8 protein-coding genes and 1 pseudogene are annotated in these 10,805 nt (G+C 34.1%); 3 read left to right on the plus strand and 6 right to left on the minus strand.

The window, feature by feature from the left end; all coding sequences use genetic code 11:
• Nucleotides 1–337: 337 nt before the first annotated feature.
• The 6 genes from CBF29_RS13330 to argF all read right to left on the minus strand — a co-directional run bounded on the left by CBF29_RS13330 (nt 338) and on the right by argF (nt 6,855).
• The gene (locus CBF29_RS13330) at nt 338–1,192 is read right to left on the minus strand and encodes a dimethylarginine dimethylaminohydrolase family protein (protein WP_126810199.1); all 855 of its coding nucleotides are present in this window, start codon (nt 1,190–1,192) and stop codon (nt 338–340) included.
• A 30-nt stretch (nt 1,193–1,222) separates the two neighbouring features.
• A complete protein-coding gene (locus CBF29_RS13335) occupies nt 1,223–2,224 on the minus strand; it encodes an NAD(P)-dependent oxidoreductase (protein WP_126810200.1) in 1,002 nt (333 codons plus the stop codon).
• Nucleotides 2,225–2,242: 18 nt separating this feature from the next.
• Nucleotides 2,243–3,751, minus strand: a complete 1,509-nt coding sequence (locus tag CBF29_RS13340; RefSeq protein ID WP_126810201.1) for a YfcC family protein — start codon at nt 3,749–3,751, stop codon at nt 2,243–2,245.
• 77 nt (nt 3,752–3,828) lie between these two features.
• A complete protein-coding gene (locus CBF29_RS13345; protein ID WP_126810202.1) occupies nt 3,829–4,611 on the minus strand; it encodes an arginine deiminase family protein in 783 nt (260 codons plus the stop codon).
• Nucleotides 4,612–4,655: 44 nt separating this feature from the next.
• Complete coding sequence (arcC, locus tag CBF29_RS13350; protein ID WP_126810203.1) at nt 4,656–5,618, minus strand: carbamate kinase; 963 nt, start codon at nt 5,616–5,618, stop codon at nt 4,656–4,658.
• A gap of 298 nt (nt 5,619–5,916) precedes the next feature.
• Nucleotides 5,917–6,855, minus strand: coding sequence for an ornithine carbamoyltransferase (gene argF / locus CBF29_RS13355; RefSeq protein WP_126810204.1), 939 nt, complete (start codon nt 6,853–6,855; stop codon nt 5,917–5,919).
• A gap of 1,104 nt (nt 6,856–7,959) precedes the next feature.
• Here argF and CBF29_RS13360 point away from each other — a divergent pair.
• From CBF29_RS13360 to CBF29_RS13370, 3 genes and pseudogenes are all read left to right on the plus strand, one after another.
• Entirely contained in the window at nt 7,960–8,709 is a 750-nt protein-coding gene (locus CBF29_RS13360) for a PucR family transcriptional regulator ligand-binding domain-containing protein (RefSeq protein WP_126810205.1), read from the plus strand.
• A 194-nt stretch (nt 8,710–8,903) separates the two neighbouring features.
• Nucleotides 8,904–9,602: a PucR family transcriptional regulator gene (locus CBF29_RS13365; RefSeq protein ID WP_170170086.1), complete on the plus strand. Its 699-nt coding sequence runs from the start codon at nt 8,904–8,906 to the stop codon at nt 9,600–9,602.
• A gap of 101 nt (nt 9,603–9,703) precedes the next feature.
• Nucleotides 9,704–10,655 (plus strand): annotated as a pseudogene (locus CBF29_RS13370) (IS30 family transposase).
• Nucleotides 10,656–10,805: the final 150 nt, after the last annotated feature.

Consider the following 10,805-nt stretch of genomic DNA (forward strand, 5'->3'; position numbering starts at 1 on the left):
CATCGCATTCTTGTCAGTTTTAAACTGATAGACCAAAAAGACAACCCCGCTTGTCTAAGCAAAGTTGTCTAGTTTGTTAATTAAAGTCAACTAAATTCTAGCCATCCATATCATTTGACGAAGAGCCATTTAATCTTCATCAGTCCAACTTGACGAAGAGTCGAAAGTTTTTCCACAGGCGAGTCGATTTTTATTCAGTTTTTAGTGACATCAACGCTATTTTTTAAGCAACTTAAAAGAATCTATCCATGCAAGCTGTTCAGGTACATCTGACTTCACTAGTCAATTTAGTTTTCACTGATACTATTTGACGGAGGAAATTCACAAAAACATCCCTTTAAACTCGCTCGACAGGATAAGTCATACAATGCGGTCCTCCACCGGCCTTCAGAATTTGTTTTAATGGGAGTTTGATGACTTCTAATCCTTCAGCTTCCATTGCCTTGTTAATTATTGTGTTGCTCTCAATACCTAGCACTTTGCCATTGCCTAATGCCTGAACATTACACCCATGTTTGAAAACTAATTCGCTAGATACTGGAATAATAGTATACTTGCGCCGTTTTAGCATTTGCAAAAAATTATAAGGCAGTTCATCAACCGCTGCAATGCAAACTTTCTCCGCAACTATATTGAAAATCATGTCTAAATGCAAGTTAGATGGAGCGGCAGGAACACCAACGACAGTGTAACCAAATTTTTCCAGTTGTTCCCGTAAATTGTCAACACCGGCTAGATCTGTACGATCTACTAAACCAAAAGCTAGTGTGTGCTCATCTAGCATCCAGAAATCGCCCCCCTCAAAACATCCAGCATTGACGCGCGCAACTATTGGCACCCCAAGTTCTTTTAATTTAGCTTCATATATTTCTGTTTCAATTTGGCGGACTGGATGGCGATATTTCCCAATAATGGCACCTTCTCTAACCATAGCACCAAAATCACGAGCGAATGTCTGGACTTCCATTTCTTTATGTGCTTTGACTTCAACAACTTCAACACCGTTGTCTTTATAAGCATTTACTAATGTTTGCCATTCTTTTATCATTTGTTCATTTTGTTCTGTTTCACCTTTTTCCATCCAGGATTTCGTAATTTCATTAATAGCGTTAAATACATAATATTTTGGTGAACAGACGATAACTTTTTTCAAAATATTTGTAGCGTTTTTTACATAGGCTTGACCACTCATGTTGATGTACCTCCTTTTACAAAGGGTCACTTACTTCATTTCATCTAGATTTACCAGTCTAAAAACTTTGTCCCATTCATGGTTTAAAAAGTGAATGATATTCTCACAGGAGAAGCGAATAATGGCATTAATCGCAGTCGTGGTATAAAAAGCCACATGAGGTGTAATAATCACATTTTCCCTATTTGTAAGCGGATGATTGATTAAGTCCAAATATTCAGTTTCATTAGCAATGACATCTAGCGCGGCCCCTTTTATAAGGCCTTCATCCAATGCTCTAATTAAATCTGATTCAACTACACTACTAGCTCTGCCCATGTTAATAAAATAGGGTCTTTTTTTTGCGTTAGCAAATAAATCATAGTTAAAATAATTATAATTTGTCTCATTTAGATTTGCAAGATTTGCGATAATATCACATTCCTGCAACAGTTTTTCTAGGCTGCACAGTTCCACATCCAACCCTTTAATTGCCTCTTCATTGATTGCTATTTCAGTTGCCAATACTTCCATTCCAAGAGCACTGGCTTTTTTTGCCACGTTTCTTCCAATTCTTCCAAGACCAACGATACCTAATGTCATATTTTCAACGCGTTCATTGGGAACAGCACAATCATATTCCCATTTCCCGTCTCTCTCAATATTATGGATGTGCTTTTTAAGATTTTTAGTCAGGGCATAGAGCACACAAATTGTAAATTCAGCTACGTCTTCCGTACAATATTCTCCAATTGGTGAAACACCGATTCCTTTTGAACTTGCGGCTGCCAAATCGACATTATTATAACCAGTTGCGCTGATAGATATGATTTTCAGTTTTTTGGCACGCTCTATAGCTTCTTTGTCTATCTCAATATAAGCTGTCAGAAGTGCATCAGCATCTTCAATTTCTTTTAGGAAATCTTCTCTTCGTTTCTCGTCATAATCATGAATAATTATTTCACAATCTTTAAGACCTTTTTTTAAAATGTCAATTTCTTGCCTATGATCTTGTACCTGAGTTTCTGGAGTATCTGCAATTACTATTTTCATTTCATATCTCCTTTTGGTTTAAGAAAAAATTAATACATTGGCAACTAATAGAATACAGCAAGTTAAGATTACAACAATCCACATTTTCCATGTTGATTTTATCCAATCCATGTAATCAACATGTACTACTTGAGTACATGTCATAACGATAATTGATGTTGGCATAAGCATTTTTACGATTCCTAAAGCAAAGTTGTAAATCATAATCATATCTGTTTCATGCAACCCAGCAAATACCGCCAATGGTGCCATAATCGACATAGTAGCAGCAGCTAGGCCACTGGAACTGGGCATTAGAGAAGCTAATGCAAAATAGAATACCAAACAAATCAGAACAAATGGGATAGGAGGTAAATTTGCCAAGGTTTTTTCTCCAAAATTTAGGATTGTAGAAGTGATATTTCCATTGGTCATTAACACTTGAATACCTCTAGCCATTGGTACAATCAACGCAGTTGAAACGAGGTCAGAAGCTCCTTTGATAAAAATATTAATAGATTTATCAATATCATATTTAGCAATAAATCCAACGACAAAGGTCATGATGATCATTAGAGCGGTCATTTCGTTGAAGTACCATTGACCAAATGGTACGAACGTTTTTCCTAGTATTGTGCCTAATATTGGTATACTTGTAATCCAAGTCACAGAGTCTTCAAAAAAAGTGAAGTTTTCACTGAGCGTAGTCCATGGAATCAAACCAATAATTAAAAGAGAAAATGTGAGAATGAAAACAGCAAATACTTTTTTTTGCATGGGATTAAGCTTCTCAATACTCTCTTGTGAGGAGAATTCTTCCAAGTCAAGTTCTCGACGATGAAACTGAGTAGACTTCTCTGGATTTTTCAAAATTTTACCTGCATAAGACGAAATCAAATAGGAAATAACTAAACCAAGTACAACAAAAGCAACTATTCTTTGACCTATTCCTTCACCAGGTGTAATTCCAGCTATCCCGGCCGCAATACCAGTTGAAAAAGGATTAATGATTGAGGCACCACACCCTGCTGCAGTTCCGAAAATAACTATCATTAAGACAACGATTGTATCAAGTCCTAAACTTAAAATAACGGATAGAAACATCATCAAATAAACAAAACCTTCTTCGTAAGCTCCATAAATAGTACCCAGTGACATCATTGCGAAAACTAAAATTGTAATAAGGATTTTGTAGTTATTTTCATATTTTTTTGCAATATTTTTTAGACCAATATCTAAAGCACCTGTCCGGTTTACCATTTCCAAAAAACTTCCAAATACCATTACATCTAGAGAAATCGAAATCGCTCCAGTAAATGCATCATCTCCGACCATTCCTATGATTGGAGCCATTATAATTTCCCAGATACCTTGAGGATTCGATTGTATCTTTGAATAAGTTCCCCCTATTGCTTGTCCAGCATCATTCAATTTATATTGACCGCCAGGAATAATCCAAGTTAATATGGCGGTAAAAACAAGAACAAAAAATAAAATGACATAGACATTGGGTGTTTTAAATGTTTTTTTCTCCTTTTGGGTTTCCATTTTTTTCCTCCTCGCTTTTAGTAGAAATAGTGTTATTGAGCTCCATAGCCACAATAACATTACTCATTGCGACTATCTTAGAAGCGCAGAGAAATACAGCTTAAACCACCATTCGTCTTACGCAACTCGGAAACGCCTAAGACAATTGACTCATATCCCATGTCTTCTACGATTTTCTTTACTTTTGGATAACCTTCTGGAACAAGGACATAATCGTTAATCCATACACAATTTGCAGCATACATTTCATCCTCTGGAATCTCTACAGTATTAAAGTCTTTGAAGAGTGGATTATTTATAAATTCCCCTGCAACAAGTAAGTTGTTGTTTTCTAGATAATTCACACCTGATTTTAAATGGAACATTTCCTTTAGTTCTACGATAATTGGGTTGTGCCCATATCTTTTCAGAATGCTTGCCATTTGCTCAGCGCCTGCTCTGTTTGTTCTCTTAGAGATTCCTATATAAAAATCATTACCGACCATCATAATATCTCCGGGTTCGACAGTGCCCGCTGTGATTTGTTCAATATTGTCATAAAATTGTTTCAAAGCAGGGCGGAAATTTGGAATACGAATTTCTCCATTACGTGTAAGCGCACCGGGATTACTTATAATGGCGACTTTGTCAGTTAAAAGGGCGTTGTCTTCAATAAAAACTGAACTAGGAAAATCTTCACAAGCAGGGAGAACAGTTACATCCAATCCAGCCTTTGCTAAAGCTACTACATATTCTTCATGTTGAACAATAGCTTTTGCATAATTTGGACGTCCCTCCAAATAAATGTCACTTAACAGACCTTCAGAAATTGAATGGCCAGGCAAACGAACAATAGCTTTTGTAAATTTTTTTTCTGACATGATAGATTCCTTCTTTCTTTTTATAATGATATGATTTTTAGTAATTATGATATAAAATTCTTATTTTTTTTAATGATTGTGCCCGCTTGTTTATTTAGTAATTTACCTAAGTTCTCTAACGAAGTGATTGCCGCCTCTCCTTCGGGATTATTTTCAACGAATTCAATAGCTGCTTCTATTTTTGGCAACATACTTCCGGCGGCAAACTGTCCTTCATCAATAAATTGTTTCGCCTGCTCGGTGGTGATTTGTTCTAATTTCCTTTGATTTGGCTGATTAAAGTTGAGATAAACATAATCGACTTCTGTAAGAATAATAAACTTCTTCGCCTTTAACTGTTCAGCCAATTTTTCAGAAGCCTGATCTTTATCAATCACCGCTTCAACACCATAAAAGTTAGATTGTTTATCTTCAACTACCGGAATCCCTCCGCCACCAACAGCAATCACAACTTGGTCCTGGTTCAACAATGCTTTGATTGAATATATTTCTTTTATACGAATTGCTTTTGGTGACGAAACAACTTTTCGCCATCCACGACCTGCATCTTCCTTGTAAATGTCTGTGCTGTTTTTCATTTTTTCTTTAGCTTGCTTTTCCATTATAAAAGGTCCAATTGGCTTTGTAGGATTTTTAAAGGCAGAATCCTTTTCATCTACAACCACTTGTGTAATTAGTGACACAACGTTGGTATTCAAATTATGTTGATGTATTTCATTTTGTAGAAGATTCTGTATCCAATAACCGATACACCCCTCTGTCATGGCAACTAAACTATCTAAAGGGAAAGCAGGATTCGTTTTTGAATCACTTGCAATGTGTTGCAACAGTAGATTACCAATCTGAGGACCATTTCCATGAGTAATCACCAGTCGATATCCTTGCTGAATTAAATCAACCAAATATTTAACACTTTTTGCTAGTGTTTTTTGTTGTCCCTGCGCTGAAGGGTCTTCCGTTAAAATAGCATTCCCTCCCAAAGCAATAACAATAACGTCTTTGTCCATTTTTAACTCCCTTAATTCTATTTTCCGTTGAATGTTTTAAGATGTATCATGCAACCTGCCCCACTGGTTTTCAATATTTGATACGATGATAGTTTAATAATTCAGTGAATATTACTGCTCTCGCTGTCTTATTCATAATTATATTATTTTTTATTACCCTGCTAATCTCTAATTACTTGAGAAAGAATAATCTTATTAGGAACTGAGCCCCTGAGTTATTTAGGCTTTAGTTTATGACAAACACAGTGAGTCTGAATATATAGTTTTGCTAACTACAGGGAATTCAGCATATTCCCTTTTATTTTGCTACGGCTGCTAGAATGGCCTTGATGGAATGCATTCTGTTTTCTCCTTGATCAAAGATAACTGATTGCTCCGATTCCATGACTTCGTCAGTTACTTCAAGTCCACGATACGCTGGTAAACAGTGCATGAATATAGCGTCTGGCTTAGCTTTACTCATTGCTTCACTTGTTATTAGGTATGGCTTGAACGCTCTTTTTAAATTTTCTATTTCTTCTTCAGATTGCCCCATGCTGTATTGAGACATACCATACACAATATCAGAATCCTTCAGAGCTTCATCAAAGTCTTGAGTGAAAATGATTTTAGCACCTGTTTGTTCTGACCGATTCATGGTTTCTTTTAAAATTTCTTTATCTGGTTCCAATTCTTTAGGTGCTACAATACTTAGGTCCATTCCAAATGTCGCTGCAAAAATCATTGTCGTATAGCAGACATTATAAAGGTTTCCAACATAACAAATTTTTAAATTAGACAGTGTTCCCTTTTTCTCTTTGATAGTCATTAAATCTGCGATACCTTGTGTTGGATGTTCAAGTGCGGTTAATCCATTTACTACGGGGTTGGACATCCAATGAGAACATTCTTCGACAATTTCGTGCCCAAAAGTTCGAATAAATAAACCGTCAAAATAGCGATCCAAAATACGAGCAGTATCTTTCAGTGGTTCCCCACGACTCATTTGCATTTCATCCGGTCTAAGATAAACTAATTTAATCCCTAAATCTGCAGCAGCACGCTCTAATGCATTTCTTGTTCTTGTACTATTTTTTTCAAATAGCCCAGCCCATACCTGCCCCTTGAAATATTCATGAGGTTCTCTCGTCACCCATTTTTTTTTGAAATCCAAACTTAAATCTGTTAAAAATTCGATTTCTTCACGATCTAAATCTTTGAATGCTAAAAAATCTTTTCCTTCAAAATTTATACGCATTGTTGTTCCTCCTTCTATTTGCCTGGTGTCTACTGAAAAACTAAGCATTGGAAATCACCATATTTATATCCATAATTTATATTGTGTGTTAGACTGAGGGTAGATTTTCAGAGAAAATTTTTCTCGTTATTTGATAAATGCTAGTTGTAGCAATTAAGCATGTACTCAAGTCGCCTTTGAAGATTTTAATAAGTCTATGAGAGGGACAAAGAATCTTGAAAACTTCTGATTAAAAGAGAAATAAATTCTCTGGTGAAATTTTGAGAAAAATAATATGTGATGTCTCCATACAAAAAGGAAGCATAACTTAATTCTTCGGAAGGGGTTTGGTTCATTTATCCTCCATATTAAGTACGGAAATTTAGCTGACAGGCTAATAGTTCCTTCAAACATACATACAACATTTAACTTTTTGTGAAAAAATATGACGTTCTTAAAGATTTTTATCTTGAATTGAATATTATTAGCAGTGAAAGTCTTTTTCAAATTGAATATTTTTTAATGAGTCTCAAAATTTCATACTGTCAATCGGATATTATAGAAACAAATAGAAATTAAGATGTCAGGGTATAATGGCTATATTCTAAGCAAATGAAGTTACTGTTGGTTGAACAGTGTTATAGGCTCATGTCTCATCATATACGAAGCTACTCCAAACAATTCTCACTGTTGTTGTCCATCTGTCTGTCATTTCATTGGGGCTTTGTGTCACTATTCTGAAGTGACTAATTACCGCATATTTTCTGTTTTGAGAATGTCTTCCTACTGTTACTTCCTACACTTAAACCTTAAATGAAAACGCTGTCATTATCAATTGTGGTTTCCTACAAACTTTAGTGCTGTCAGATGTATATTTTCACTCGTTACCTTTCTATTTAGTTAAATATTCCGAGTTTTAGCAAGATTTATATTATAGATTTTATACGAGATGATTACATTTTTTAAAAGCATATATCTTTTTCGAATTTTGAGATGAATTAGTATTTTTATTGGCATTGCATGAGTGTTGTAATTATTTATATAACAGAAACTTTGAAGTTATGATTGACCGTACCTATCGAGCAAGTGATTTGAATTTTTGTAAGTTTAGGAGGTAGAGAATAGTTGAATCGTTTTGTGAGTATAAAAGAAATTTTGGATTTAGAAGTATTTAAAGATGCGTATCTACTATCACCAAGGATAGGCTTAAACAATAAAGTAGATAATATCACTATTATGGATATTCCAGACATCACAAACTGGTTAACAGCAAATGACTTACTAATCATCGGGCAATCTCTGAAACATTACTTGAATATACAACTAATTGAAAAATTACGTCAGTGTAATATCTCTGGAATTATTACAAAGAATAAATTTGAAGAAGGGATATCTAAAGAGGTAGCAAATCTTTGCACTGAATATAAAATACCTTTTATTATTTGCAATGACAAGTATAGTTGGAGCCAGATTATGACCCCAATTCAGCAAAGGATATACCAACATCAAAACATAATTTTAGAGGACAATGTTACATTCTATAACAAACTCATTGAATCTATTACTAAGAAGGGTTCTTTGTCTACTCTCTGTAATGAAATATTCAACATTTCGGGACTTTCACTAGCGATGATAGATCAAAATTCTACGTTGATTGATGCAACAAACGATTTTGATTGGATTAGATATTTGAAAGATTTCCGCTCCAATTATTTAGTTCAACAAGAAATTATCGGTTATGATTTTAATGGTCAGCCGTTTATGGGGATTAAATATCTCAATCCCTATCTAAAAAAAACACATGAAGAAATCCTTTTATTTCCAGTTTATTTTCAAGGGAAATCAATTGGTTACGTGTTATTAAAAAAAATGTAAATGTAAATATGTTAGATGAGCGGACTATCGGGGAAATAAAAAGCATCATACGTATTTGTTCAATGAGAAAATCATTAAATCAATTATACTTAGAAACGAATTTACATTATCATAATTTAGTTTTTGAGGAACTTTTGTCATCCAAAATTACCTCCAAAAATATAGAACAATATAATTTAACATTGGGGGCTAACTTGGAAAAAAAATATCATGTTATAGTAATATACAGTAAAATATTTGGAAATGATATTTTAAAATTTTATGAGAAAAGTCGGGTTATTGAATTGAGAAAATTCATAAATGAAAACTTTCCATTCGCTCAGAACATGATGTTTTTTTCACATCAATGCAGAATCGTTTTTTTAATTGGTGAAGGAATTGATGATTTTAATGAGACATTGGACAAAATAATTCAACTTCTTAAAGAATTTTATAAACAAAGTTGTTTTCTTATTGGTATAAGTAGCTTGCATTTTATTGAAGATTTGAACAAGGCTTACAAAGAAAGTATTCTGGCAGTTGGCTACCTTAATCATAATTCATCGACCCTTCAAATCCAAAGATATGATGAATTAGGTATTTTAAGTTTATTCACTGATGATAAGGGGAAGACAAACCGGTATTTTACTGATAATATTATTGCTCAGTTTATACAACCGCTGATTGATTACGATAAGCAAAATGATACTTATCTGATGACTACATTGAGAATGTATTTGAATAATAATTTTTCACAAAGTAAAACGAGTGAATTGCTCTATATTCATGTAAATACTCTCCGATCCAGATTAAGTAAAATTGAATCATTATTGAATGTAAAGTTAAAATCTAGCAATGATTTATTAAATGTTCAATTAGCCATCAAACTATACGAAGGAGAAATTTTTCACTAAGAGCCCTTAATTTTGAAAATGATAACAGTTATCGAAATAGCTTTAAAATAAAGATTAATTACGCCAATTTTAAAATTAAGCTAGACAACTAAAAAAGTCATTTGTGCTACACTCATCTTACACAAGATGAACTTGTAATGATAGAATCTTATTTCAAATTAAGCAAAACCTTTACTAACGTCGCACGTCAATTAAATCGTTCAAGACAAACCAATAAAGTCCATCAATACTTCAAGCAAGGAAAAACAGCACTAGAATATCATCAACAGTACAAACAAAACAAATCATGCTACGGGAGACTATTGCTTGTCTTGCCTAGAGAATAAACAAACTTTGTTCAAAAAATGGCTGCTCAAGCCTGACCACCTGATGTGATTGTTGGTCGTACAGAATGTGCAACTGATTGTTCTATGTGCACACTTTATCGTATGTCTAAAAAAGGCATATTCAATGTCGTTGATTTGTCACTGAAAGGTAAGCATAAGTCCAATAGCATCAAAAAAACGCGGGAAACAATCCTTTCGTCGGTCGATTCATCAACCAAAACTCAAACATACCGACTATTCAAAAGAATTTGGTCACCTTGAAGGAGTTACAATCGTGGGTGTCAAACACAAAAGCGCCGTTATCACACGCATTGAACGCTTATTTAAAGTGGTTATTACCCTGAAACCACAGGGGGAGACAAGCCATAGCTATCGAAAACAGATTGAATCAATGGTTCGAATCTGTTTCCAGACACTTGTTTAAATCAATTGCTTTTGATTGTGGCAAGAATTTTCTATTTGGAAAACACTCAGTAACATCAATGATATTGATATCTACTTGCGATTGTGGCACACTTTCACAGCGTGGATTAAATGAAATTTCTATCGGACTATTACGAAAAATAGTTTGTTTAAAGTCATGATTTTTAATGGGATAGCAGAATCGTTTATTCAATCTGTTGATTTATAAAGGAGTCATATCACAAGCTAATCATTAAATTATCAAATACCATCGGAGGTATTTATTAGCTATGTAGATAAAGACGATTTGTCTAGATTAATTTGATAAATGAAAATTCTAAATTTAATGGTTCTTCGTCAAATGATGTGGATAGCTAGAATTTAGTTGACTTTAAATAACAAACTAGACAACTTTGCTTAGACAAGCGGGGTTGTCTTTTTGGTCTATCAGTTTAAAACTGACAAGAATGCGATA

Source organism: Vagococcus elongatus (assembly GCF_003987645.1).
Classification (GTDB): Bacteria; Bacillota; Bacilli; order Lactobacillales; family Vagococcaceae; genus Vagococcus_A; species Vagococcus_A elongatus.